General features: G+C 63.6%; 24 protein-coding genes. 12 read left to right on the top strand and 12 right to left on the bottom strand.

From position 1 onward, the window contains the following. Nucleotides 1–22 precede the first annotated feature (22 nt). A complete protein-coding gene (locus BG457_RS02220) occupies nucleotides 23–496 on the bottom strand; it encodes a MarR family winged helix-turn-helix transcriptional regulator (RefSeq protein WP_071795332.1) in 474 nt (157 codons plus the stop codon). Nucleotides 497–775: 279 nt separating this feature from the next. On the opposite strand from BG457_RS02220, the gene ectA reads away from it, so the two are divergent. Genes ectA through BG457_RS02200 form a run of 4 tightly spaced genes read left to right on the top strand, consistent with a single transcriptional unit; the run spans nucleotide 776 to nucleotide 4,470 of the window. After that, complete coding sequence (ectA, locus tag BG457_RS02215) at nucleotides 776–1,318, top strand: diaminobutyrate acetyltransferase (protein WP_071795331.1); 543 nt, start codon at nucleotides 776–778, stop codon at nucleotides 1,316–1,318. 28 nt (nucleotides 1,319–1,346) lie between these two features. Further along, the gene (gene ectB / locus BG457_RS02210) at nucleotides 1,347–2,612 is read left to right on the top strand and encodes a diaminobutyrate--2-oxoglutarate transaminase (RefSeq protein ID WP_071795329.1); all 1,266 of its coding nucleotides are present in this window, start codon (nucleotides 1,347–1,349) and stop codon (nucleotides 2,610–2,612) included. Nucleotides 2,613–2,616: 4 nt separating this feature from the next. Then, the gene (locus BG457_RS02205) at nucleotides 2,617–3,003 is read left to right on the top strand and encodes an ectoine synthase (RefSeq protein WP_071795327.1); all 387 of its coding nucleotides are present in this window, start codon (nucleotides 2,617–2,619) and stop codon (nucleotides 3,001–3,003) included. A gap of 42 nt (nucleotides 3,004–3,045) precedes the next feature. Continuing rightward, on the top strand, nucleotides 3,046–4,470 hold the full coding sequence (locus tag BG457_RS02200) for an aspartate kinase (RefSeq protein WP_071795324.1): 1,425 nt from the start codon (nucleotides 3,046–3,048) through the stop codon (nucleotides 4,468–4,470). An 88-nt stretch (nucleotides 4,471–4,558) separates the two neighbouring features. Here BG457_RS02200 and BG457_RS02195 read toward each other — a convergent pair whose 3' ends face one another. The 3 genes from BG457_RS02195 to BG457_RS02185 form a co-directional block, all read right to left on the bottom strand. Further along, entirely contained in the window at nucleotides 4,559–5,329 is a 771-nt protein-coding gene (locus BG457_RS02195) for an ATP-binding cassette domain-containing protein (RefSeq protein WP_071795457.1), read from the bottom strand. Next, nucleotides 5,326–6,399, bottom strand: a complete 1,074-nt coding sequence (locus BG457_RS02190; protein ID WP_071795322.1) for an ABC transporter permease — start codon at nucleotides 6,397–6,399, stop codon at nucleotides 5,326–5,328. The genes BG457_RS02195 and BG457_RS02190 overlap by 4 nt, the downstream gene beginning before the upstream one ends. A gap of 97 nt (nucleotides 6,400–6,496) precedes the next feature. After that, the gene (locus BG457_RS02185) at nucleotides 6,497–7,525 is read right to left on the bottom strand and encodes a sugar ABC transporter substrate-binding protein (RefSeq protein WP_139257505.1); all 1,029 of its coding nucleotides are present in this window, start codon (nucleotides 7,523–7,525) and stop codon (nucleotides 6,497–6,499) included. 156 nt (nucleotides 7,526–7,681) lie between these two features. Between BG457_RS02185 and BG457_RS02180 the strand changes: the two genes are divergently transcribed. Continuing rightward, nucleotides 7,682–8,914 (top strand): ROK family transcriptional regulator, encoded by a 1,233-nt coding sequence (locus BG457_RS02180; RefSeq protein WP_071795320.1) that lies wholly within the window; start codon nucleotides 7,682–7,684, stop codon nucleotides 8,912–8,914. Between the two features lie 25 nt (nucleotides 8,915–8,939). Here BG457_RS02180 and BG457_RS02175 read toward each other — a convergent pair whose 3' ends face one another. Continuing rightward, entirely contained in the window at nucleotides 8,940–10,502 is a 1,563-nt protein-coding gene (locus BG457_RS02175) for a CRTAC1 family protein (protein ID WP_071795319.1), read from the bottom strand. Beyond that, entirely contained in the window at nucleotides 10,499–11,803 is a 1,305-nt protein-coding gene (locus BG457_RS02170) for a vanadium-dependent haloperoxidase (RefSeq protein WP_071795317.1), read from the bottom strand. Before BG457_RS02170 ends, BG457_RS02175 begins: the two co-directional genes overlap by 4 nt. A 259-nt stretch (nucleotides 11,804–12,062) precedes the next feature. On the opposite strand from BG457_RS02170, the gene BG457_RS02165 reads away from it, so the two are divergent. From BG457_RS02165 to modC, 7 genes are all read left to right on the top strand, one after another. Further along, nucleotides 12,063–12,509 (top strand): hypothetical protein, encoded by a 447-nt coding sequence (locus BG457_RS02165; RefSeq protein WP_071795315.1) that lies wholly within the window; start codon nucleotides 12,063–12,065, stop codon nucleotides 12,507–12,509. Then, nucleotides 12,509–12,718, top strand: a complete 210-nt coding sequence (locus BG457_RS02160) for a helix-turn-helix transcriptional regulator (RefSeq protein WP_071795313.1) — start codon at nucleotides 12,509–12,511, stop codon at nucleotides 12,716–12,718. Before BG457_RS02165 ends, BG457_RS02160 begins: the two co-directional genes overlap by 1 nt. 25 nt (nucleotides 12,719–12,743) lie before the next feature. Then, nucleotides 12,744–13,379, top strand: coding sequence for a DUF2306 domain-containing protein (locus BG457_RS02155; protein WP_071795311.1), 636 nt, complete (start codon nucleotides 12,744–12,746; stop codon nucleotides 13,377–13,379). After that, nucleotides 13,376–14,386 (top strand): NAD(P)-dependent alcohol dehydrogenase, encoded by a 1,011-nt coding sequence (locus tag BG457_RS02150; RefSeq protein WP_071795309.1) that lies wholly within the window; start codon nucleotides 13,376–13,378, stop codon nucleotides 14,384–14,386. The genes BG457_RS02155 and BG457_RS02150 overlap by 4 nt, the downstream gene beginning before the upstream one ends. Nucleotides 14,387–14,466: 80 nt before the next feature. Further along, complete coding sequence (gene modA / locus BG457_RS02145) at nucleotides 14,467–15,252, top strand: molybdate ABC transporter substrate-binding protein (protein ID WP_071795455.1); 786 nt, start codon at nucleotides 14,467–14,469, stop codon at nucleotides 15,250–15,252. Further along, on the top strand, nucleotides 15,252–15,962 hold the full coding sequence (gene modB, locus BG457_RS02140; protein ID WP_071795307.1) for a molybdate ABC transporter permease subunit: 711 nt from the start codon (nucleotides 15,252–15,254) through the stop codon (nucleotides 15,960–15,962). Before modA ends, modB begins: the two co-directional genes overlap by 1 nt. Beyond that, complete coding sequence (gene modC / locus BG457_RS02135) at nucleotides 15,959–17,032, top strand: molybdenum ABC transporter ATP-binding protein (protein ID WP_071795305.1); 1,074 nt, start codon at nucleotides 15,959–15,961, stop codon at nucleotides 17,030–17,032. Before modB ends, modC begins: the two co-directional genes overlap by 4 nt. Nucleotides 17,033–17,083: 51 nt before the next feature. Here the strand turns inward: modC and BG457_RS02130 are convergent, their stop codons facing one another. The 6 genes from BG457_RS02130 to BG457_RS02105 all read right to left on the bottom strand — a co-directional run bounded on the left by BG457_RS02130 (nucleotide 17,084) and on the right by BG457_RS02105 (nucleotide 23,512). Further along, nucleotides 17,084–18,154: an ABC transporter ATP-binding protein gene (locus BG457_RS02130; protein ID WP_071795304.1), complete on the bottom strand. Its 1,071-nt coding sequence runs from the start codon at nucleotides 18,152–18,154 to the stop codon at nucleotides 17,084–17,086. A 4-nt stretch (nucleotides 18,155–18,158) separates the two neighbouring features. Then, on the bottom strand, nucleotides 18,159–19,154 hold the full coding sequence (locus tag BG457_RS02125) for a glycoside hydrolase family protein (RefSeq protein ID WP_071795302.1): 996 nt from the start codon (nucleotides 19,152–19,154) through the stop codon (nucleotides 18,159–18,161). Nucleotides 19,155–19,160: 6 nt separating this feature from the next. Continuing rightward, on the bottom strand, nucleotides 19,161–20,039 hold the full coding sequence (locus BG457_RS02120; protein WP_071795300.1) for a carbohydrate ABC transporter permease: 879 nt from the start codon (nucleotides 20,037–20,039) through the stop codon (nucleotides 19,161–19,163). A gap of 1 nt (nucleotide 20,040) precedes the next feature. Next, complete coding sequence (locus BG457_RS02115) at nucleotides 20,041–21,111, bottom strand: carbohydrate ABC transporter permease (RefSeq protein ID WP_071795298.1); 1,071 nt, start codon at nucleotides 21,109–21,111, stop codon at nucleotides 20,041–20,043. Nucleotides 21,112–21,174: 63 nt separating this feature from the next. Continuing rightward, nucleotides 21,175–22,434, bottom strand: a complete 1,260-nt coding sequence (locus tag BG457_RS02110) for a sugar ABC transporter substrate-binding protein (RefSeq protein WP_071795296.1) — start codon at nucleotides 22,432–22,434, stop codon at nucleotides 21,175–21,177. A gap of 28 nt (nucleotides 22,435–22,462) precedes the next feature. After that, nucleotides 22,463–23,512, bottom strand: a complete 1,050-nt coding sequence (locus BG457_RS02105) for a LacI family DNA-binding transcriptional regulator (RefSeq protein WP_071795294.1) — start codon at nucleotides 23,510–23,512, stop codon at nucleotides 22,463–22,465. Nucleotides 23,513–23,533: the final 21 nt, after the last annotated feature.

The following is a 23,533-nucleotide window of genomic DNA, read 5'->3' as shown; positions in this document are numbered from 1 at the left end:
TGAAGTCAGCGGGGCTCTGGCGCTAGATACCCGGAACGGTGGGGTCCGGCTGCGGGAGGGCGGGCGCGTCTTCGGCATCGAAGAGCGCGCCAAGGCGCTGGGTCACGCTCAGGATCAGGGTTTGTTCCCAATCGGCCAGCGCGTCGAACCGGTCGGTGAAGCGGGTCTGCAGCGGGTCGGGGATATCGTCGAGCAGGGCGCGGCCCGCATCGGTCAGGATCACCCAGATCGCGCGCCGGTCCGCCTGCCGCCGCTCGCGCCGCACCAGCCCGCGCGCTTCCAGCTTGTCGATCTGCAGGCTGATGGTCGCCTGCCCCACACCCAGCGCGCGCGCGATATCGCGCGGCATTTCCTGACCGTGGCGCGCGATTTCGAACAGGACCAGCAACTGCGCCTGCGTGAGATTGGAGGCGCGCGCCATGGAACGGGCATTGGTGTCGAGCGCATGCACGACCCGGCGCAATGCGATCAATGTCTCGGCGGAACGGTCAATCACGGGAACCTCGCATAGGGAAAAGCACTGAAGTTTGCCCGTTTGCGCGGTGCAGCACAAGGTCAGGGCAACAAACAGGGGCGAGTTGCTTCGCCTTCCAAATATTTTGCTTACTAATATAAATTTTACGCCAGATGCGCCGTAGCTTCTGTGATTATCGTCTAAATTACTATTTTATCATAGTTTTTTAGTCAACCGATACAGTTTTTTGCTTCATGTTGAAAATTAACTCAAGGTCGCTATATACATGCATTGACCAAAGAAGCAGCATAATCGGGACACATGTCGAAACATTTCCTCGTATCGAAAACGCAAGAGGGCAGCCAGATCAGCTTCCGGCGCCCTGTCAAGGCAGATGGATCTGACGTCTGGAAGCTTGTCGCCGCCTGCCCGCCGCTGGATCAGAATTCGATGTATATGAATGTCGTGCAATGCGACCACTTCGCGGAAACATGCATCATCGCGGAACGTGACGGAAAAATCATCGGCTGGATTTCCGGGCATATTCCGCCAGAAAGCCCGCAGAGCCTGTTTGTATGGCAGGTTGCCGTGCATGGCGATGCGCGCGGTCTGGGCTTGGGCAAGCGTATGCTGAAGCAGCTTCTCGGCCGTCCGGCCTGCCGCAGCCTGCGCAGGCTGGAGACCACGATCACGCGCAGCAATGACGCCTCCTGGGGGCTGTTCCGCAGCTTCGCCCGCGATCTGGGCGGAACCCTGAGTGATGCGCCGCATTATGAGCGTGAGGCCCATCTGGATGGACGGCACGCGACCGAGCATCTGGTCACCATCAGCCTGCCGCGCCATGCCATGCGCATCGCGGCCTGACAGACCTGAGACAGAAAGGTTTTCCCCAATGACAGATATTTACACACGCCGCGAGTCGCAGGCGCGCAGCTATTGCCGTGCCTTCCCGGTCACGTTCACCAAAGCCGCGAATGCGACACTGACCGATGATCAGGGGCGCGACTATACCGATTTTCTCGCGGGCTGTTCCTCGCTGAATTACGGGCATAACGATGCCGACATGAAAGCCGCGCTGATCGCGCATCTGGAGGCGGATGGCGTGACCCATGGTCTGGACATGCACACGAGCGCCAAGGAAGCGTTTCTGGAGAGCTTCGAGCGGCTGATCCTTGCCCCGCGCGGGATGGATCACAAGGTCATGTTCACCGGTCCCACCGGCACGAATGCTGTCGAGGCGGCGATGAAACTCGCGCGCAAGACGACGGGGCGCGAGACGATCATCGCCTTTACCAACGGATTTCATGGCATGACCATGGGTGCCTTGGCCGCGACCGGCAATGCGGGCAAGCGCGCGGGCGCGGGCACCAGCCTGAGCGGTGTGGTGCGCATGCCCTATGAGGGCGCGCTGGCGGGTGTCGATTCGCTGGCGATGATCCGTGCCATGCTTGAAAACCCGTCGAGCGGCATTGATGCGCCTGCTGCGTTTCTGATCGAGCCGGTGCAGGGGGAAGGTGGTCTGAACGCGGCCTCCAAGGAATTCCTGCAAGGGATCGAGGCGCTGGCGCGCGAACAGGGTGCGCTGGTGATCATGGATGATATTCAGGCCGGGATCGGGCGCACGGGGCCGTTTTTCAGCTTCGAGGAGATGGGCGTGAGCCCTGATCTGATCCCGCTGGCGAAATCGCTGTCGGGCATGGGGCTGCCGATGGCGGCGCTGCTGATCCGCCCGGATTTGGATATCTGGAAACCGGCCGAGCATAACGGCACCTTCCGGGGCAATAACCATGCCTTTGTGACGGCGCGGGTGGCGCTGGAGAAATTCTGGGCCGATGACAGCTTTCAGCGTCGGGTCGGGGAAAAATCGGCTTTCCTGACCCGGCGTCTGCGCGAGATCGCGGCGCTGGTGCCCGGTGCGCAACTGAAGGGCCGGGGCATGATGCAGGGGATTGATCTTGGCTCGGGCGATATGGCGGCCAGTGTCTGCGCAAGTTGTTTCGCGCAGGGGCTGATCATCGAGACCTCTGGCGCGCATGATGAGGTGGTCAAGGTGCTGGCGCCGCTGACCATCCCGCAGGCGCAATTCGCGCGCGGTCTGGACATTCTTGAGGCCGCAGTGAAGGCTGAGATCCGGACACAGAAAATCGCAGCGGAGTAAGCAGATGATCATTCGCGACTTTCATGAGGCCAAATCCACAGAACGACGTGTGGCCGACCAGCAATGGGAATCGGTGCGGATGCTCCTGGCCGATGACGGGATGGGGTTTTCCTTCCATATCACGACCATCGCGGCGGGCAGCGAGCACACGTTCCATTACAAGAACCATTTCGAGAGCGTCTATTGCATCGCAGGGACCGGCAGTATCGAGGACCTGGCCACTGGCGAAGTGCATGCAATCCGTCCCGGCGTGATGTATGCGCTGAACCTGCATGATCAGCACACGCTGCGCTGCGAGACCGAATGTGTCTTTGCCTGCTGCTTCAACCCGCCTGTCTCGGGCAAGGAAGTGCATCAGGCCGATGGCTCTTACGCGCTGGAAATTTCCTGAACAAAGGCTGGCAGGGGTGAAAAGCCACCTGCCGCAAGACCCATGACCCATACAGTCGAGAAAATCGGCGGCACCTCGATGAGCCGTGCGCCGGAATTGGTGGAAAAGCTTTTTCTGGGGGGGCGCAAGAAGGCGGATCTCTATCACCGCGTCTTTGTCGTCTCTGCCTTTGGCGGCATCACGAATATGCTGCTGGAGCATAAGAAAACCGGCTCGCCCGGTGTCTATGCAAGGTTTGCCGCCGATGACAGCGGCGCGGGCTGGCAGGACAGCCTGCGCGAGACCGCCGCGCGGATGGTCGCCATTCATGGCGAGATCCTGACCCATGCGGCGGATCGCGAGCGGGCGGATGCCTTCGTGCGCGACCGGATGGAGGGCGCGCGCGCCTGTCTGATGGATTTGCAGCGACTGGGCAGCTACGGGCATTTCCGCATCGCGCAGCAGATGCATACGGTGCGCGAATTGCTGTCGGGGCTGGGCGAGGCGCATTCCGCCTTTGTGCTGACACTGCTGTTGCAGCGTCATCAGGTCAATGCGCGGTTTGTCGATCTGTCGGGCTGGCGCGACAGCGAGAATCCGGACCTGAGCGCGCGGCTGGATCAGGCCATGGAGGGGGTGGATCTGAGTTCCGAGATGCCCGTGGTCACTGGCTATGCGCATTGCGCGGAAGGGTTGATGCGCGAATATGACCGGGGCTATTCCGAGGTCGTCTTTGCGCATCTGGCGGCCCGGACCGGCGCGCGCGAGGCGCTGATCCACAAGGAATTTCATCTGTCCAGTGCGGATCCGAAGATTGTCGGTGTGGAGAATACCGTCAAGATCGGGCGCACCAGCTATGATGTGGCGGACCAGCTTTCCAATCTGGGGATGGAAGCGATCCATCCCAATGCCGCGCGGGTATTGCGCCGGGCCGATGTGCCCTTGCGCGTGACCAATGCCTTTGAGCCACATGATCCCGGTACGCTGATCGGGCCGGAAGGCGGCGAAGGGGGGCGCGTCGAGATGGTGACGGGGCTGGAAGTGCAGGCTTTCGAGCTGCATGAGCCGGATATGGTGGGGCTGAAAGGCTATGATGCCTGCGCGCTGGAGGCGCTGACGCGGCACCGGCTCTGGATCGTGTCGAAACATTCCAATGCCAATACGATCACGCATTATCTTTCGGGCTCGCTCAAGGCGATCAAGCGGGCCGAGGCGGATGTGCTCAAGACCTATCCCAATGCGACGGTGACCGCGCGCAGTCTGGCGCTTGTTTCGGCCATCGGCTCGGATCTGGGGGAGGTTCAGGTGCTGTTGCGCGGGTTGCAGGCGTTGCAGGAGGCCGGGATCGAGGTGCAGGCCGCGCAGCAGGGGCTGCGGCGGGTCGAGGTGCAGTTTCTTGTCGCGCGCAAGGATCTGACCGCTGCGATCAAGGCGCTGCATGCGGCTTTCATCACGCCAGCACGGGCGATCACGCGCGCCGCTGCCTGATTGCCGGGCCGGATCAGCCGGGACTGAAGGCACAAAGGCGGCAGGTATGGGAGCCTGCCGCCTTTGGTGATGTTCATGTCCTGCGCGGTCAGGCCGCCTCGGGTACTTTCGCGCCGGTCATATAGGCGACGGCATCGGACATCGAATGCTCTTTCGGGTCGATGACGCACAGCCGCTTGCCCAGCCGGTGCACATGGATGCGATCTGCCACTTCAAAGACATGCGGCATGTTGTGGCTGATCAGGATGATGGGAATCCCGCGCGATTTCACATCGAGGATCAGTTCCAGCACCTTGCGGCTTTCCTTGACGCCCAGCGCGGCTGTCGGCTCGTCGAGGATGACCACTTTGGAACCGAAGGCCGCCGCCCGCGCCACGGCCACACCCTGCCGCTGCCCGCCGGAGAGGGTTTCAACGGGCTGGTCGATGTTCTGGATCGTCATCAGACCCAGTTCATTGAGCTTCTCGCGGGCAAAGGCCCGCATCGCGCCCATATCGAGCATGCGAAGCCACTCGCCCACCGGACCCGGTTTGCGCAGCTCGCGCCCCATGAACATGTTTTCCACGATCGAGAGCGCGGGCGAGAGGGCGAGCGTCTGATAGACCGTCTCGATCCCCGCATCCCGTGCCTGCAAGGGCGAGGTGAAGGCAATGGGTTTGCCTTCCAGCGTGATATCGCCCTCGTCGATGGTGACGGCGCCGGAGATGGCCTTGATCAGGCTGGACTTGCCCGCACCATTATCGCCGATCACGGCCAGAATCTCGCCCGGCATCAGGTCGAAATCGCAGTGATCGAGGGCGGTGACGCGCCCGTAGCGCTTGACCAGACCGCGTGCTTTCAGAATGGGTTCCTGTGTCATGCCGAGACCTTTCTGATCCATTGGTCGATTGCGACCGCGATGATGATAAGCCAGCCGATGGCGAAGACCTGCCAGAGAACATCGACCCCGGCCAGACGCAGCCCGGACTGGAACACGCCCACGATCAGCGCGCCGAAGAGCGCCCCCATGATCGAGCCGCGCCCGCCGAAGAGGCTGATGCCACCGATCACCACAGCGGTGATGGATTGCAGGTTGCCCTCGTAGAAGGATTGCGGCGAGATCGAACCGACGCGCCCGATACTGGCCCAGGCGGCAAGCGCACAGATGAACCCGGCCAGCGCATAGACCGAAATCAGCATGCGGTCGGTGCGGATCCCGGCAAGTTCGGCGGCTTCCTTGTCATCGCCGATGGCATAGACATGTCGCCCCCACGCGGTTCGGGTCAGCATGTACCACAGCACCACGAAGACCAGCACCATCAGGATCGAGCCATAGGTGATATTGGCCCCGCCCAGGCGGAAGGAATTGCCGAAGAATTTCAGGAGCGGCGCCATCTGGTCGATATCCTGACTGCGGATCGACTGCGCGCCCGAGAGCCAGAGGTTCAGCGCGAAGAAGATATTCCAGGTGCCCAGCGTCACGATGAAGGGCGGCAGGCGCAGCCGTGTGACCAGAATCCCGTTGAGCATGCCCGCAAGCGTGCCGATCACGAAAGAGGCCGTCAGCGCCAGCGAGGGCGGCACGCCCATGGTGATGGCAAGCTTGCCCGAGATGACCGACATCAGCACCATGATCGCGGCGACCGAGAGGTCGATGCCCGCCGTCAGGATGATCAGCGATTGCGCGGCGGCGAGAATGCCGATGATCGAGACCTGTTGCAGGATCAGCGACAGGTTGAAGGGGGTGAAGAAGCGATCCCCGGCAAGGATACCGAAGACGATCAGGCTGAGCACCAGAACGATCACTGGCACCATGGTTGGATGGGAATGCAGGAAATGCTGGATATGACCGAGCGGCGTGCGTTTCGGCCCGTCGAACTGCGCGACGCGCGTATCGGCACCGGTCAGGGTCTGTTCATATTCTGCGGAACTGCGGGGTGTATCGGACATCAGCAACCTCCGGCTGAGCGGGACATGGGTTATCCTGCCGCCAGCATGACGCTGGCGGCAAGATCTTTCACGATTTCAGAGGGGTTTTTTGGTCAGGTCAGCCCCAGCAGCGGGCCAGACCTTCTTCAGAGGTGATCGACGGGATGCCGTCGACCGGATTGTCAGTGACGAGTTCCACGCCGGTATTGACGAAATCGAGCCCTTCGGTGTTCTCGGGCTTCTCGCCGGTTTCGGCATAGGCCTTGATGGCCTCAATGCCTTGCGACGCCATCAGGAGCGGGAATTGCATCGAGGTTGCGCCGATGATGCCTTCGGCGACGTTCTGCACGCCGGGGCAGCCGCCATCGACCGAGACGATGATCACATCATCCTGACGCCCGACCGAGCGCAGGGCTTCATAAGCCCCGGCGGCGGCGGGTTCGTTGATGGTATAGACCAGATTGATGCCCGGATCGCGCTGGAGCAGGTTCTCCATCGCGGTGCGCCCGCCCTCTTCATTGCCGTTGGTCACGTCATGGCCGACAATGCGCGGGTCATCTTCGTCGCCGATCACGGTGGGGTCTTTGACGTCAATGCCGAAGCCGGTCATGAAGCCCTGATTGCGCAGGTAATCGACCGAGATCTGGCTGGGGTTCAGGTCCAGCGTGGCGATCTTGGCATTGGCGGCCTCGTCACCCATCTGCGCCAGCGCCCATTCACCGATCAGCACACCTGCCAGAAAATTGTCGGTGGCGAAGGTGGAATCTGCGGCCTCTGGCGGTTCCAGCGGCGTGTCGAGCATGATCACCAGCACGCCATTGTCGCGCGCCTGGGTCACGGCCGGCACCAGCGCGCGGCTGTCATTGGGGGTCAGCAGGATACCACTGACGCCCGACGCGATGCAGCTTTCAATCGCTGCGATCTGGGTTTCGACATCGCCGTCAAGGCGACCGGCATGGGTCTGCAGCGCGATGCCATGTTCCGCCGCAGCGGCCTGCGCACCTTCGCGCATCTTGACGAAGAACGGGTTCGTGTCCGTTTTCGTGATGAGGCAGGCGCCGGTTTCGGCAATAGCGGGGCTCGCCAGAAGCGCGGCACCGGCGACCGCACCCATCAGAGACAATTTCAGTCCGTGTCTCAGTTCCATCTCATTCCTCCCTGAGTCTGCGCACGGCACGTCACTGGCCGCGATATGGCATAGAAACTCCAGAATCGGCGCTCTGTCAATAATTAAATCACTTTTATTTAGTATTGACAGAATGCCGATTTACCCCTCCTTCTGTCAGCGGCAGAAAGGCACATCATGGCTGAGCATCAGACGCAACTTCCAGCGGCGCAGAACATGCGCGGAACAAATCAATCGGGCCTGCGCGCCTGGAATGAGCGGCTTATCTTCACGCTGCTGCATAATAATGGCGCCATGCCCAAGGCCGAGATCGCGCGGGTCACGGGTCTGTCGGCGCAAACCGTGTCGGTGATCATCCGCGCGCTGGAACAGGAAGGATTTCTGGAAAAAGGCGAGCCGGTCCGGGGGCGGATCGGTCAGCCCTCGGTGCCGATGTCGCTGGCGGCGCGGGGGGCTTATTTCCTTGGGCTGAAGATCGGCAGGCGGTCCAGTGAAATGATCCTGACCGATTTTCACGGCACGATCCGCGACCGGGAGGTGCTGCGCCATGACTGGCCGGAGCCCGAATCGGCGCGCGCTTTTGCCCTGCGCGCGGCGCATGATCTGGTGATGCGCCTGCCCAAATCGCATCGCGAGCGGGTGGCCGGGCTGGGGATTGCGCAGCCCTTCCAGCTCTGGGGCTGGTCGCAGGCGCTGAACGCGCCGCAGGATGTCATGGATCGCTGGCGCAATGCTGATCTGTGCACCGAAATCGGGCAGCATCTGCCCTATCCGGTCTTCATGCGCAATGATGCCAGCGCCGCCTGCGGTGCCGAACTGGTCTTTGGCCGCTCAAACCTGCCGCGGGATTTCGTCTATTTCTATATCGGGTTTTTCATCGGCGGCGGCGTGGTGCTGAACGGCGCGCTGCACACTGGCGAGGGCGGGAATTCCGGGGCGCTGGGGTCAATGCCGGTGCGCGCGCCGGGGGGCGAGACGGTGCAGTTGATCGAGCTGTCCTCGATCTACGGGCTGGAAAAACTGCTTGTCCAAGAAGGGCTTGACCCGGATCTGCTCTGGCAGGATCCGAATCTCTGGCCGGTTCCGGACAGCATCATGACCGCCTGGGTCGAGTTGGCCGCAGATGCGATTGCGCAGGCCATCGTGGCCTGCCTTGCGGTCATTGATTTCAAGGCAGTGGTGATTGATGGCTGGTTCCCGCCCGCGATCCGCGAGAAGCTGCGGGCGCGCGTGTTTGAGGCGCTGGTGCGGCGCGATCTGGCGGGGCTGAATATTCCCCAGATTCATGAGGGCAGTCTGGGCGGGGATGCGCGGGCGCTGGGTGCGGCGGCGCTGCCACTGACGGACCGGTTTCTGGTCGCGGCGGATGCCGGGCTGGGCACCAGTCTGTCGCAATCCGACCTGCCCTGAACCCGCGCTGGCGCCCTACGCGGGGTTACTCAGGCCACCATGGTTCGGGCTCTGCGTCGCGACGCAGGGTCAGGAAGCCGTTGGCCAGCACATCGTGCCATGCGCCAGCCGCGCCATCGGGCCAGATCACGCGCAGATCGACGGTCTCTGCCGCGCCAAGACCGAAATGCAGCCAGCCCAGCGCGCCGCTGACATGGCCGCCGCCGGATGTGACCTCGTGGCTCTCCAGCCGACCATCGCGCAGAATCTCGATGATGGCCCCGATCGCATTGCGATTGGCGCCCTCCTGCTCCAGCCGGATCTGCAGCCAGTTCCCCGAAGGTGCGCCGGTCTGGCGCCAGATTTCGGGTTCTGTCCAGCGATTGACGACCACCAGATCAAGCTGGCCGTCGAGATTGAGATCCACAAGCTGCGCGCCGCGCGCGATGCCCATGCTGGCCACGCCTGCGCCCTCGCCCGCCTCGATGAACAGCCCGTCGCTGGTCTGCAGCAGGAGATTGTTCGGATCATCGGCGGCGAAATCCGGCATCTCGGCCACATTGCCCTTGGCGATGAAGAGATCCAGCCGCCCGTCATTGTTCACATCGGCAAATTGCGGGTGCCATGCGGTGGAGGGCCGGATATCACCGCCGGTATAGGGCCGGTGCGCGGTCACGCCCGCCTGAAAGGCCAGATTGGCGTAATCCGGCCTGCCGCTTGCCGGGTCACGCAGCACCTGAAGCCAGTTATCGGCCATGCTGGTCAGGAAGAACTCGGGCAGGCCGTTCCCGGTCAGATCTGCCGCCGCAATGCCCATGCCCCAGATGCGCAGGCGCTGCCAGCCTTCCTCCTCGGTATAGAGACGCGGCGGCTGGCCGGGGTCGATATGCCAGAGTTGTTCTTGTCCGCCCTTGTAATATTCGCGGTCATTCGAGACGCGCAGGCTGGGCCTGCCGGAGCGGTTCCAGTCGGTGAAGAGCATCGACAGCGCGCAATGCGAGGGGGTCAGCGCGTGGGGCGGGGCAAAGCGCCGCCCGTCGGGGCGGTGGAGCCAGTTCTCGGTGCATGAGCCCCAGGGGAAGGCATCCTCGTTGCGGTCGATATAATTGCCGATGGCCAGCGTCGGCCAGTCCGCGCCCGTTTCCCATGTCGCGGAAAAGGCGGTGGACCAGGCATCGCCGCCGTCAAAGCCCCAGGCTTCTGTCGCATCTTCGAACTGGCAATCGCCCAGCCCGCGCAACAGCCGGTTCGCGCCCTGCCGCAGCACGACCAGATCGGTCACGCCATCGCCGTCGATATCGAGCGGATAGGCCCCGGTGACGGCATCGAGGGTGATCGCATCGGTTTTCTCGAAGACGAGTCGGCCGCCTTCGCTGCTGCGGTTGAGATAGAGTGCCGAAGGCCCGGCGCCGCCAGCAAGAAACAGGTCGGGAAAGCCATTGCCGGAACAGTCGAAAGCCGCGACGCCGCCGCCCACCATATAGTCCCAGTCGCCCTGATAGGCGGTCGAGAGACCGGCGGTCGCGGTCTCATTGGTGAATTCGGGGATGACCGGATCCGCGAGTGCGGGGACGGCGATCAGCGCCGCAGCGATGGCAAGGGATCTCATGCGTCTGTTCTCAGTGCTTTGGCATAGGCCCCGACGCAGCGTCCCTGTTCGGTGCCCGCCTCATTGCCGAAACGGAAATGGATCCCGCCATAGAGCCGCGACAGGGCGGCCTCTTCAGCGGCGGCCCAGAAAGAGGGGAAGCTGCGCACCGGCAGCCCTTCATCGACATGGGTATGGTCGTCGAAGGCGAAATCCTCGCCGAAAATCGCGGTCAGCACTTCGGCAGAGGCGGCCGATTGCGTGCTATGGCCGGAAGGATACTCCGGGAAGGGTGGCGTGTTCAGAAGCGGGGTCCAGTCCGGGTCGATATGGCGGCGGATATAGGTGAGCGGGCGCAACAGGTTATAGGCGTATTTCGCCTCCCAGCAGGCGATGAAGGAATCGGCCTGCGCCGCGCCCAGCTTGGCCAGCGCGGAGCCGAGGCGTTCGACACTCAGGCTGTCGCGTTCGGCAATGTCGAGCAGGATCGACAGCCAGTGTCCCGGCGGGGTCGGTGTCAGCATCGGATCATCCGACCAGAAGCGCGCGATCAGCTTCTGTTCCTCGGTCAGATTGGCCTTGATCTCGACCACTTCCTGCGCGGCGAGATGGAAGGGCGATCCGGGGCTGGGGTCATAGGCCGGATGGGCAGGGATGGCGCAGGCGGCGCCTGTGGGCATGGCGAAGGGCCGGATCTTGCCCCAATCGGGCAGAAGCGGCATTTGTTGCTGGCGCACAAGGCTGGTAGGCAGCCAGTCTGCGGGCCGGGCGGCGGCGGGATAGGTGAGCGGGAAGCCCATATTCTCGATCACCGCCCCGCCATCGGTCGCGGCCCATGCCAGCACATGTTCGGCCACGCGGCGGCCCAGCGCCGCGCTGCGCGACTGGATCCCGGCGTCAAGCCCGTCTTCCGCCCGCGCGCCCAGCCGGGCCGACAGCGCCCCATGCGCGCGCTGGCCAATCGGGCCGGTATTGCCGAAAAGATCGAGCACCGCGACCGAAAGCGCGTGATGCAGGGCCACCGATTTGTCGATCTGCCCGGCCTCGGGTGCGGGGGCGGTGAAGCCGTTCAACTGCCCGCCAAGGCTGCGAAGGGCCGGATCCGTGGCGGCGAGGGTTTCATGCGTCACCACGCCCAGATAGCCGAAGGCCCGCGCAGCGACGGGGGGCGAATAGGTTGCGGTATGCCGCACCAGTTCCAGCACCAGACGGTGCCATGTGATCACGATATCGCGGGCGATATCGGCGCGATCACGGGCGAAGGCGGGCCGTGCGGCAAAAGCCAGCCCCATGCCAAGGACATGCCGACGATGCAGGTTCATGAGCAGCCCCTCCCGATCTCGAAAAAGTTATGGCATGTGATCGGTTCCGGGGCAAGCAGCGCGGGCAAGAGAGCGATGGGCCGCTGGCTCAGGCCCTTCGGTGAGGGGGGAGCGGCTGTGCACTTTGGAGCATGGGCGTTGAGGCTGGCGGCACGGCCCGGACCTCCCCCTGATAGGTAAAGAACACTTTACTTTATGTTAGAATTACATTACTCTGTGTACAGTCTATTTTACCTATCAATTGTCGCGAGACCGTCGCATGTCGCATGAAGAACGCAATGTCCTGACCGAGATCCTCGCCAATCTGGTGATTATCGGTCTGTTCCTGTGGTTTCTTGTGGCGGGTCAGGCGGCGGGCCGGTTTGACGGGCCGGACGGGGTGCAGGTCTGGGCGGTGCTGGTGCTGAAGCTGATCGGGGTCAGCATCGTGATCGGGATCGCGCTGGCCGTGATCATGGCTGTGATCTGGCGGGTGATCACGGGCGAGAGTTCGGAACTGACCCGTGATGAACGGGACCGGGCGATTTCTGGCATTGGCTGGAAGGTGCAGGGGCTTGCGACGGCTTTCGGGATCGTGACGGCCATAGGCGCACTGGCACTGGGGCATCAGATCATCACAGCGATGAACCTGATCCTTGCGGGCTGCGCGCTCGGCGACACGGCGGGCAATCTGGCCAAGCTGCACGCCTATCGCCGGGGGCTTTGATGCCCCGGATCGAAAACACCATTCGCCGCCTGCGCTTCGACGCAGGCGAGATGACGCAGAAAGATCTGGCCGCGCATGTGGGCGTGACGCGGCAGACGATCCTTGCGATCGAGAACGGGAAATACGCGCCCACGCTGGAGCTTGCATTCCGCATCGCACGGCATTTCGGCGTGGGGGTCGAGGATGTGTTCATCTATCACGACGACTGACTGTCGTCCCGACGAAGGGTTTGCCATGATCCGCCTGTTTGCGCGGCCGATGCCGTTTGCCCTGCTGCTGATCTTCGCGAGTTTCATCCCGGTCATGATGGCTGCGGTCCGTGTGCTGCAGATCCCGGCGGGATGGCTGCCCGAGGACAGTCTGCGCCTGAGCGCCGCCCCCGCCGCGCATTGGCTGCACGCGCTTGCCGGGGTCTGGTTCGGGCTGCTGGGGCCGGTGCAATTCGTGCGGGCCCTGCGCCTGCGCTTCGGCAGGCTGCACCGTGTCGCGGGACGGGTCTTTGTGCTGGCGGGCATTGTCATGGGGTTGTCGGGGCTGGGATTGCTGATGCGGGTCGAGAGCATCGCCACGCCGCTTCTGGATATCGCGCGCGCGGTGTTCAGCGCCGCGCTGATCGCGGTGCTTCTGCTGGGGCTGCGCGCGGGGCGCACGGGCCAGCGGGGTGCGCATCGCGCATGGATGATCCGCGCCTATGCGCTGGGGATGGGCGGGGCCACGGTCGCGCTGGTGATGCTGCCGCTCTATCTGATCACCGGCGAGGCGCTCAGCGGGTTGCCCTCTGATCTGGTGTTCCTTGCGTGGTGGGTGATCATGATCGCACTTGGGGAATGGGTCATCAGGATGGTGTCGATCAGGGAGTTCAGAATATGAAAGCCGCGCTGTGCCGCCGTTACGGCGCCCCCGAAACGGTTGTGATCGAGGATTTGCCCCGGCCCCGGCCCGGGTCGGGCGAGGTGCTGATCGCGGTTGCGGCAGCGGGGCTGACCAGTGGCGATGCGCGCATACGCGCGGCGCAGGCGCCGAAAGGGATGGGGCCGCTCATTCGTCTGGCCTTTGGCCTGACCGGGCCGCGCCACCCGGTTCTGGGGCGGGAATATGCGGGCCGGGTTGTCGAAACCGGTGCCGACGCAGGTCGCTTCGCGCCGGGGGATGCGGTCTTTGGCATCACTGATGGCCTGCGGCTGGGCGCGCATGCCGAATATCTGGTGGTGAAGGAAAGCGGGCTGATCCTGCCCCGCCCGGACAACCTGGACGAGATCCACGCCGCTGCCTTTTTCTTCGGCGGGCTGACCGCTGCGGATTTCCTGATTGATCAATGCGCTTTGCAGCCGGGGGAGCGGCTGCTGATTGTGGGCGCGACCGGGGCGGTCGGCTCTGCGGCGCTGCAGCTTGCGCGCCATATCGGCGCAGAGGTTACGGCACTGACCAGCGGGGCAAATCTGGCACTGGCGCGGGATCTGGGGGCGGATGTCGCGCTGGACTATCGCAGCGGGCCGGTCCTGGGGCAGTATGATGTGATTCTGGATGTGCCGGGCCTGTTGCCCGGTGCCATGGCGCAGCTTGCGCCGGGGGGGCGTCTGGGATTGGTGACAGCCGATCTGCGCGGGATGCTGGCGGCGATGCTGCACCCGCGCCGGAGCGGGGGGCGCCGCCTCTGTGCAGGGATCGTCAAGGAAACCCCGCAGGCGATGAACCGGCTGTTGGCGTATTTTCACGCTGGCGCCTATCGCCCGGTGATCGGCGGTGAATTTCCCTTGCAGGAGATTGCGGTGGCCCATGCCATCGCCGCGAGCGGCCATAAATGCGGCAATCTGGTCATCACCCTTGCGCAGGACCGGGCATCAGTGGAACAGGATCTGCGATCCTGCCAGCCATAGGGGGATCTTTCCACCGGGCGCGGCGCTTGACAGTCATGCCATCTTGCCGCGACAGTCCTGCGGATGCGGATATGAAAGCGATGCAGTTGTACAAGCTTACCCCGGTTCGATGGATTGGCGCTGTGCTGACGGTGCTGGCGCTGGCGCATGTCCCGACGCGCGCGGGCGCACAGGATGTGCTTGTCTTTGCGGCGGCCAGTCTGACCGATGCGCTGAGCCGCGTCGCCGAAGCCTGGACGGCGGAGACAGGTCAGGTGGCGGTGATATCCTTTGCGGGCGCTTCGGCGCTGGCCCGGCAGATACAGGAGGGTGCGCCTGCCGATATCTTCATCTCGGCAAGCCCCGACTGGATGGACGCGCTGGAGGCCTCGGGGGATCTGCGCGAGGGCACGCGGCGCGACATTCTGGGCAATACTCTCGTGCTGATCGCCCATGGGCATGAGGCGGCGCCGGTGATCCTCGACGCGGATCTGGATCTGGCGGGTATGCTGGGGGATGAGCGGCTGGCCATGGCGCTGGTCGATGCGGTTCCGGCGGGGATCTATGGCCGGACGGCGCTTGCGACATTGGGGCTGTGGGAGAGCGTCGCACCGCGTGTCGCGCAAACCGACAATGTGCGCGCGGCGCTTGCCCTGGTTGCGCGGAATGAGGCGCCTCTGGGCATCGTCTATGCGAGCGATGCGGTGGCGGAAGATGCGGTCAGCGTGATCGGCACCTTTCCGGCCGACAGCCACGCGCCGATCACCTATCCGGCCGCGATCACCGCTGAGAGCGACAGCGCTGCGGCGGAGAGCTTTCTCGATTTTCTGACCTCCGGGCCTGCCCGTGCGATCTGGCTGGCGCACGGATTCAGTATCGTGGACTGATGGGGGGAGAGTGGGCAAACTGGCTCGGCCCCGCCGAGTGGCAGGCGGTGCGGCTGTCGCTGCGGGTCTCGCTCTGGGCGACGCTTGCGAGCCTGCCACTGGGCATATTCGTGGCCTATGTTCTGGCGCGCTGGGAGTTTCCGGGCAAGCAGGTGCTGAACGGGATCGTGCATCTGCCGCTGATCCTGCCGCCAGTGGTCACGGGATATCTGCTGCTGATCGTGCTGGGACGGCGCGGCATGATCGGGCAGTTTCTGGATCAATGGTTCGGGATCGTGTTTTCCTTTCGCTGGACCGGGGCTGCGGTGGCGGCGGCGATCATGGCTTTTCCGCTGATGGTGCGCGCGATCCGGCTGGCGATTGAAGCGGTTGACCCGAAGCTGGAGGCGGCGGCGAGCACGCTCGGGGCCTCGCGTTTCTGGGTGTTTGTGACGGTCACGTTGCCGCTGATCCTGCCCGGCATCATCGCCGGGGCGATCCTTGCCTTTGCCAAGGCGATCGGCGAATTCGGCGCGACCATCACTTTCGTGTCGAATATTCCCGGCCAGACCCAGACCATCCCCTCGGCGATCTATGCTTTCCTGCAGGTGCCGGGCGGGCAGGAAGCGGCAACACGGCTGGTCATTGTCGCGGTGATCATTGCCATGGCCGCCCTTCTGCTGTCCGAGATCATCGCGCGCCGGGTGGCGCGGCTGGTAGGTGGCACATGAGGCTGGCCTTGCAGGTGCGGCACCGCTTCGCGGGGCTGGAGCTGGATGTGGATGTCCTGGCGCCGCCGGGGGTGACGGTGCTGTTCGGCCCCTCGGGGTCGGGCAAGACCACGCTGGTCAATGCGGTGGCGGGATTGCTGCGGCCCGATCAGGGGCGGATCGCCGCCGGAGACTGGGTGCTGATGGACAGCGCCACACGGCACTGGCTGCCGCCAAGCAAGCGGCGGCTGGGATATATCTTTCAGGAAGGGCGGTTGTTTCCGCATCTGACCGTGCGCCAGAACCTGCTCTATGGGCGCTGGTTCGCCCCTCGGGATGCACCGGCGGAAAGCCTGGAGCGGGTGGTGGATCTGCTGGGGATCGACCGTCTGCTCTCGCGCCGCCCCGGTGCGCTGTCGGGCGGGGAAAAGCAGCGGGTCGCCATTGGCCGCGCGCTCTTGGCCGCGCCCAGACTGATCCTTGCCGACGAGCCGCTGGCCGCACTGGACGAGGCCCGCAAGGCCGAGATCCTGCCCTATTTCGAGCGTCTGCGCGATGCGGTTTCGGTGCCGATCCTCTATGTCAGCCATTCCTCTGCCGAAGTCGCGCGGCTAGCCACAACGGTCATCGCGCTGCGCGAGGGCAAGGTGGCCGCTTTCGGGCCACCTGCGCAGGTGCTGGGTGATCCGGCAACGATGGGCGCGCGCGGGCTGGTCTCGGTTCTGTCGGCGCAGGTGGTCGCGCATCATGGCGACGGGTTGAGCGAATTGCAGGTGGCGGGCGGCACGATCTGGCCCCCGCGCCTGCCCGAGGAGGCCGGGCGCGACTTGCGTATCCGGGTCGCGGCCAAGGATGTCATCCTGTCGCGCGTGGCGCCGCAGGGGCTGTCGGCGCTGAATATCCTGCGCGGCACGATCCGCGAGATCCGCGCGGCAGAGGCGCCGAATGTGCTGGTCACGGTGGCGCTTGGCGACGGTGCTGAGGCGCAGATGCTGATGGCGCAGATCACGAGGCGGTCGCTTGACGCTCTGGCGCTGGAGCCGGGGCAGAGCTGTTACGCGATTCTGAAATCCATCGCGGTTTCGCCCTGAGGCGAGCTCTGTGCCCGAAGGCCACGCCGCCCCGGCAGGGCGGCGTGGCGCTCAGCCATCAGCCGGGAAAAGATGCGCCTCTGCCGGGTTGAACCGCAGCGAGACCGCCTCATCCGGCGGGAAGACGCGATCTTCCGAGAAGGTGGCGATCAGATTGGTGCCGTCGCGCAGCACCAGATCGGCCACGGTTTCGCTGCCCAGACGCTCGGCGACAACCACCTTGCCCTCGACCAGCCCCGAACCCGTGCCCCCGGCGGACAGATATTGCGGACGCAGCCCCATCACGGCGCGGCTGCCCTTGATTATCGCGCGCCCCCTGGTGTTCAGGACAACCGGGTCCATGGCGGGGTGCGTGACTTTGGCTTCCTGCCCTTGCACCTCCAGCACATCGACATTCAGGAAATTCATCGAGGGCGCGCCGAGAAAGCCCGCCACGAACAGGTTTTCCGGATTGTGATAGAGATCCATCGGTGCGCCCATCTGCATGACGCGGCCTTCCTTCAGCACCACGATCTTGTCAGCCAAGGTCATCGCCTCGACCTGATCATGGGTCACATAGATCATGGTCGCGTCCAACTGGCGGTGCAGTTTGCCGATCTCCATGCGCATATCCATGCGCAGCGCCGCATCGAGATTGGAGAGCGGTTCATCGAAGAGAAACACATTGGGCTTGCGCACGATGGCGCGACCGATGGCCACGCGCTGACGCTGCCCGCCCGATAACTGGCTGGGGCGGCGGTCCAAGAGATGTTCCATCTGCAGGATGCGCGCGGCTTCCTGCACCTTGGCGTTCTTCTCGGCCTTGGACGCGCCCGAGATGGTCAGGCCAAAGGCGATATTCTCGCGCACGGTCATATGCGGAAAGATCGCATAGGACTGGAACACCATGCCCACGCCGCGCTCTTTGGGGGTGATGTCATTGACCACGCGCCCCCCGATGGAAAGCGTGCCCTCGGTGATATCCTCCAGCCCGGCGATCATGCGCAGGAGTGTGGATTTGCCGCAGCCCGAGGGGCCGACAAAGACGCAGAATTCGCCATCCCTGATGTCGATATCAACGCCCTTGATCACATCGACCGCCCCGTAGGATTTGCGCAGGCCCTTGAGGTTCACATCCGCCATGGCTCTACTCCGCTGCCTGTGGGGCCGGGGTTACGATCAGCCGGCCATCTTCCGTCACCTCGACCGGTTCGGGATCGAGGATCACGCCCAGAAACTGCCCGTCGGCATCCTTGTCGGCAAAGCCCATGATGCGCAGCCCGGCATCGGTTTCCACGATGCGCGCGGCGTAGCGGCGGCAGGGCAAGGCGCCATCGAGAAACGGCCCCGGCGCAATCGTCCACGGCCCGCGCGGGTTGTCGGCTGTCAGGTAATGCGTGCCTGTGACCGGGCCGCCGGGGATGGCGGCGGCCTCGGCCTGCGAGAAATGCTCGGCAGCGGTGCAAAACAGGCAATACCAGCGGCCTGCGACCTGAAACACCTGCGGCACTTCGAGCTGGCCATAGCCGCCGATGAACACCGGCTCCTGCAGGGTCCATGTCGTCAGATCATCGGATGTCGCGAAGCCGATGGCACCGCCGGCATTGGGTTCCGCGATGCCCGGCGCGCGGGCGGTGAAATACATCAGCCAGCCCGCGCCATCGGGGTCGCGCATGACCCAAGGGTCGCGCATGGCGCGGTCATGCCAGAAGCCCCTGGCAAAATCGGCCTCATAGGAGGCAGCTTGCGGTCCGGTCAGGTCCAGACACAACCCGTCCCCCACGCGCTGCCAGTTGTGCAGATCGTCCGAGGTGGCATGGCCGATGCGCTGGTAAAGCCCCTCATCGGCGCGGGATGTGCCGGTGTAGAAGAGATGCCACAGCCCGGTGTCGTCGCGCACCACCGATCCTGTCCATGTGGTGAAATCATCCCATGCCGGGCCGCTGACGGGCGCGAGGCAGGTGCCCAGATGGTCCCAGTTCACCAGATCGTCGCTGACTGCATGGCCCTGCGTGACATTGAAATGGCGCAGTTCGGGGTTGATGAGCGATTTATCCGCTTTCAGGAAAAAGACATGCCATTTGTCGCCGTCATGGGCGTACCAGCTGTCCCAGATCCATTGTTTGTCGAGTGCCAGAACCATTACGGGTTATCCTTTCACACCGGTTGACGCGATCGAGGCGATGAAGGCGCGTTGCAGGGCCAGATAGAAGGCCAGCACCGGCAGGGTGATCATGGTGAGATAGGCCATGACCTCGCCCCAGGCGATATTGAGTTGGAAGAAGTATTGCAGACCGACCATGACGGGGCGGTATTTCTCTTGCTGGACCACGATCAGCGGCCAGAGATACTGGTTATACATGACCAGAAATTTCAGGATCGCGGCGGTGGCCAGCACCGGGCCGGAGAGGGGCATGACCACGCGCCAGTAGATCTGGAACCATGTCGCGCCCTCGACGCGCGCGGCTTCGATCAGCTCGCGTGGCAGGCCCTTGAAATACTGCACGAAGAGAAAGATCGTCAGCGCATCGGCAATCCAGGGGATGATCTGGACGCGGTAGCTGTTGAGCCAGCCATAGCTCACCCCCTCCCAGCCGATCCATGGCAGTTTCGACACCAGGAGCAGAAGCGGGATGGCGATGGTCTCGAACGGCACGATCAGCGTGGCCAGAATGATCGACAGGAACAGGTCACGCCCGCGCCAGTTCAGATAGACAAAGGCGAAACCCGCCATCGAGCAGACAGCCAAGCACAGGAGCACCGTCAGCCCGGTGACCAGAACCGAGTTGAAGACAAAAAGCCCGATTGGGGCGCGCTGGAAGGCCCGTGCATAATTGTCCAGACTGATATCGCCCACCGGCAGGAAGGCGCGCAGGCTGGCAGTATCGGCCAGCAATTGCTGCGCAGGTTTCAGGCTGGACATGACCATGAAGACCAGCGGGAAGACGAAGATCAGCGCGATCAGGATCAGCACCGCATAGCGCACGGCCAGCCGCAGCCCGTGATTGTCTGGGGAAATTGACGCCATGTCAGGCCCTCTCTCTGGTCAGCCAGCGTTGCAGCAGCGAAATGGCCAGCACCATCAGGAACAGCACCACGCTGATCGTCGCCCCGCCGGAAATATCCTGCTTGCCATAGCCGCGTTCGACCGCCTGAAAGACCAGCGTCTGGGTGCTGTCCAGCGGGCCGCCGCGGGTCATCACGTCGATCTGGGCAAAGAGCGCGAAAGCCTGCATGGTGATGACAATGAGCACCAGCACGGCGGTATGGCGCAGCCCCGGCCATGTCACATAGCGGAAGGTCTGCCATTTCGACGCGCCTTCGATCTCGGCGGCCTCGTAAAGCGTGGGGCTGATGGTCTGCAGACCCGAGAGCCAGATCACCATATGGAAGCCCACTGCCTGCCAGATCGACATGCCCATGATCGCGGGAAGCGCGGTATCGGGATTGCCCAGCCAGTTGACGGGTTGGAAGGCCCCGAAAGTGAGCGCCGACAACAGGTTGTTCAGCAAGCCCCCGTCCGGGGAATAGATGAAGCGCCACAAGAGAGACACGACCACAATCGAGACCACCACAGGCATGAAATAGATTGCCCGGAAGAGGGTGATCCCGCGCAGTTTCTGGTTGACCAGAAGGGCGAGGATCAGCGCCAGCCCCCCTTGCACCGGGGCCACGACCAGAACGAAGGTGAGCGTATTGACCAGCGCCTTCATGAACACCACATCGCGCGCGATCACGACATGGGCTGTCTCGCCCATATGAAAGCGGAACCATTCGCGCATGCCGCGATATTGCGGGAAATCCGGGCTGCGGGTGATGTCGCGGATCCGGGGATAGACCGGGGCGCCTGCCGCGTCGCGCTGGATCTGGCCCGCGTCATCGCGGTCGGGGGCAAGACGCAGCACCGAGACTGACAGCATGTCGCGGTAATTCTGCATGCCCACGAATTGGGTGGGATTGGGCGAGATCAGCCGCTGGTTGGTCAGTGACAGCGCGAAGGCAAAGAAGAACGGCAGGATGATGAAGACCGCGATCAAAGCGATCCCCGGTGCCGCGAAGGCCCAGCCTGCGCGGTTGGATGTGGTCAGTTTCGAAGACATGGGAGTGCCTTTGTCAGGCTGGAGGGAAGTCCCGCGCCCGAGATCAGGCGCGGGCATTCGGGGTCAGTGGCCGTAGCCGCCATTGCGGGCGATATCGGCGTCGATCTCATCGACGGCGGCATCGAGCGTATCGGCCACATCCGCGCCATTGGCGATATCGGCAAGGGCTTTTTCGAAGACCAGCGCCTGCACCACATAGCCGGGCGAGACGGGCCGCACGAGGCCCTGCGCCTCGCTGAGGTCAAAGAACACGGCCATCGCGCCCCCTTCGGCGTAGTGTTCCGTCATCTCCGCCGCCGAGGCCGTGGCCGGAATCAGGCCGATCCCGTCGGAGAAGGCCGCCAGATATTCGTCCTGAAGCGCGAATTCGATGAAAGCCGCCGCGCCGTCCGGGTGCTGAGAGGTGCCCGAAACGCCGAATTGCCAGCTTGCCGCACCGATTTTCGGGCCATGGCCGAAATCGGGCGCAGGCAGGAAGAGCGTGTCGTCAAATGTGTTCAGGGCGTTCAGCGCGGCCCAGTTGCCATTCCACGAGAATGCATAGCGCCCCTCAACGAAGCCATTGTCGCGCGCGGCCGGATCCTGACTGGTGCCCGGCGCATAGCCGCCGGTGAAGAGGCTCTGCCACCATTCCCCGAAGGCGATGGCCTCATCCCCGTTCAGCACACCATCGGCGGATTGATAGCTGCTGCGGTCCACGATATCGCCGCCGAAGCTTTGCAGGAAGGGCGAGAAGGCATAGGGAAACCATTCGCCGGTCCAGGCGAGGCCCGGATCGAAAGCATATTCCCACTCGCCCGCAGCCTTGGCGGCATCGAGCGCGGCCATGAATTCCTCGCCGCTCCAGGGCTCATCGAGCGTGGGGGTGCGCAGATCCAGCGCATCCAGTGTCGATTGGCGCGTGACCAGCGCCACGGCGGCATCCCACAGGCCGATGGAATAGAGCTGCCCGTCCCAATAGCCCTTGGTGCCGGGCAGGAAATCCGCGATCACGGCTTCGTCCAGCGGCAGGGGCTGCATATAGCCCGCCCAAGCCCAGTTGGGCATGACAGGGCCATCCACATCGAGAATATCGGGCAGATTGCCTGCAAGGGCTGCCGCGACGACCGAGTCGTTATAGGCGCCCTGCGGGAAGCTTTCGAGCGAGACGACCCAATCCGATTGGCTGGCGTTGAAATCAGCCACGATCTGATTGATGATCACGCTTTCTACCTCATTGCCCGCGCCGTGATACCACATGCTCAGGGGTGTTTGTGCAAAAGCCGCGCTCAGGGCAAGGCTTTGCGCTGCCAGTGAACAGGCAGCAAGTCTCTTCAGTTTCATGGTGTCCTCCCGTTTTTTGAGACTGAATTCAGGTTTGGATGGCGGTCACGGAATCGCGCCAGACCACGGGCGAGGCGACCAATTCGCACAGACCGTCACCGGGTGCTCGGCCGGATGCGATCTGTTCCAGCAATCTGGCGGCGACGCTTTCGCCCATGGCGCGATAGGGCAGTTCAACCGTGGTCAGGGGCGGGTAGAGGGTTTCGGCAATGGCGCGGTAATTGTCATAGCCGGTGATCGAGATTTCTTCGGGCACGCGCATGCCGCGCCGCCGCAGATGTCCGTAAAGACGCAATGCCATCTCGTCATTGCCGCAGCAGATGACAGAGGGCGGGTTGGGCAAGGCCAGAAGGTGATCAATCGACCGCGCCAGCCGCGCATTCGCATCCTGCGCATCCTGCTTGTGGCCTTCGATCAGCAAGGCCGGGTCAAAGGCGATCCCGGCCTGCACCAGCGCGTCGCGATAGCCCTGACTGCGCAGGCGGGTTGCGTCCATGCTCTCGTCGAGCGTGACATAGGCGATCCGGCGATGGCCATGCGCAAGAAGGCGCTGCGTCAATGCCTGCTGGCCTGCCCGGTCATCGGGCAGGACGCAGGGCAGGCCCGTCGCGTCATAGCAATTGACCAGATGGATCGGGCAACTGGCCTGCGCATCCGACAGGTCCACTTCGCGGTGATAATCGGCGACATAGATCAACCCCTCGACCCGGTGTTCCTGAAAGGTCTGGATCAGCGGTGCCACGCGGTCCTGCGCGCCCCCGGTATCGGCGATCATCAGCGTCATGCCGCATTCGGCCATATGGCTCTGAATGCCCTGAACAATATACAGATCGGGCAGGCCGGTCGGCTCTGTCGGCTCAGTGCTGCGCGAGATGGCGCCGGTGATCAGACCGATCAGCCCCGATTTGTTGGAGCGCATCATGCGCGCGGCCTGCGAGGGGACATAGCCAAGCTGGCGGATCGCCTCTTGCACTCGGGCGCGGGTTTTCTGACCGACAGGGCCATCGCCGTTCAGGACGCGCGAGACGGTCTTGGCAGACACCCCGGCCCGCTGTGCAACATCATAAATCGTTGACATTTACCCCTCCCGAGAGTCGTC

The sequence above is a fragment of the Natronohydrobacter thiooxidans genome (assembly GCF_001884735.1).
GTDB classification, from domain to species: domain Bacteria; phylum Pseudomonadota; class Alphaproteobacteria; order Rhodobacterales; family Rhodobacteraceae; genus Roseinatronobacter; species Roseinatronobacter thiooxidans_A.
This window is presented reverse-complemented; position numbering and strand designations above follow the sequence as displayed.

Coding starts and splice junctions, on each gene's coding strand:
- ectA (WP_071795331.1), top strand. CDS start 776: ATGTCGAAACATTTCCTCGTATCGAAAACGCAAGAGGGCAGCCAGATC.
- ectB (WP_071795329.1), top strand. CDS start 1,347: ATGACAGATATTTACACACGCCGCGAGTCGCAGGCGCGCAGCTATTGC.
- BG457_RS02205 (WP_071795327.1), top strand. CDS start 2,617: ATGATCATTCGCGACTTTCATGAGGCCAAATCCACAGAACGACGTGTG.
- BG457_RS02200 (WP_071795324.1), top strand. CDS start 3,046: ATGACCCATACAGTCGAGAAAATCGGCGGCACCTCGATGAGCCGTGCG.
- BG457_RS02195 (WP_071795457.1), bottom strand. CDS start 5,329: ATGACACAGGAACCCATTCTGAAAGCACGCGGTCTGGTCAAGCGCTAC.
- BG457_RS02190 (WP_071795322.1), bottom strand. CDS start 6,399: ATGTCCGATACACCCCGCAGTTCCGCAGAATATGAACAGACCCTGACC.
- BG457_RS02185 (WP_139257505.1), bottom strand. CDS start 7,525: ATGGAACTGAGACACGGACTGAAATTGTCTCTGATGGGTGCGGTCGCC.
- BG457_RS02180 (WP_071795320.1), top strand. CDS start 7,682: ATGGCTGAGCATCAGACGCAACTTCCAGCGGCGCAGAACATGCGCGGA.
- BG457_RS02175 (WP_071795319.1), bottom strand. CDS start 10,502: ATGAGATCCCTTGCCATCGCTGCGGCGCTGATCGCCGTCCCCGCACTC.
- BG457_RS02170 (WP_071795317.1), bottom strand. CDS start 11,803: ATGAACCTGCATCGTCGGCATGTCCTTGGCATGGGGCTGGCTTTTGCC.
- BG457_RS02165 (WP_071795315.1), top strand. CDS start 12,063: ATGTCGCATGAAGAACGCAATGTCCTGACCGAGATCCTCGCCAATCTG.
- BG457_RS02160 (WP_071795313.1), top strand. CDS start 12,509: ATGCCCCGGATCGAAAACACCATTCGCCGCCTGCGCTTCGACGCAGGC.
- BG457_RS02155 (WP_071795311.1), top strand. CDS start 12,744: ATGATCCGCCTGTTTGCGCGGCCGATGCCGTTTGCCCTGCTGCTGATC.
- BG457_RS02150 (WP_071795309.1), top strand. CDS start 13,376: ATGAAAGCCGCGCTGTGCCGCCGTTACGGCGCCCCCGAAACGGTTGTG.
- modA (WP_071795455.1), top strand. CDS start 14,467: ATGCAGTTGTACAAGCTTACCCCGGTTCGATGGATTGGCGCTGTGCTG.
- modB (WP_071795307.1), top strand. CDS start 15,252: ATGGGGGGAGAGTGGGCAAACTGGCTCGGCCCCGCCGAGTGGCAGGCG.
- modC (WP_071795305.1), top strand. CDS start 15,959: ATGAGGCTGGCCTTGCAGGTGCGGCACCGCTTCGCGGGGCTGGAGCTG.
- BG457_RS02130 (WP_071795304.1), bottom strand. CDS start 18,154: ATGGCGGATGTGAACCTCAAGGGCCTGCGCAAATCCTACGGGGCGGTC.
- BG457_RS02125 (WP_071795302.1), bottom strand. CDS start 19,154: ATGGTTCTGGCACTCGACAAACAATGGATCTGGGACAGCTGGTACGCC.
- BG457_RS02120 (WP_071795300.1), bottom strand. CDS start 20,039: ATGGCGTCAATTTCCCCAGACAATCACGGGCTGCGGCTGGCCGTGCGC.
- BG457_RS02115 (WP_071795298.1), bottom strand. CDS start 21,111: ATGTCTTCGAAACTGACCACATCCAACCGCGCAGGCTGGGCCTTCGCG.
- BG457_RS02110 (WP_071795296.1), bottom strand. CDS start 22,434: ATGAAACTGAAGAGACTTGCTGCCTGTTCACTGGCAGCGCAAAGCCTT.
- BG457_RS02105 (WP_071795294.1), bottom strand. CDS start 23,512: ATGTCAACGATTTATGATGTTGCACAGCGGGCCGGGGTGTCTGCCAAG.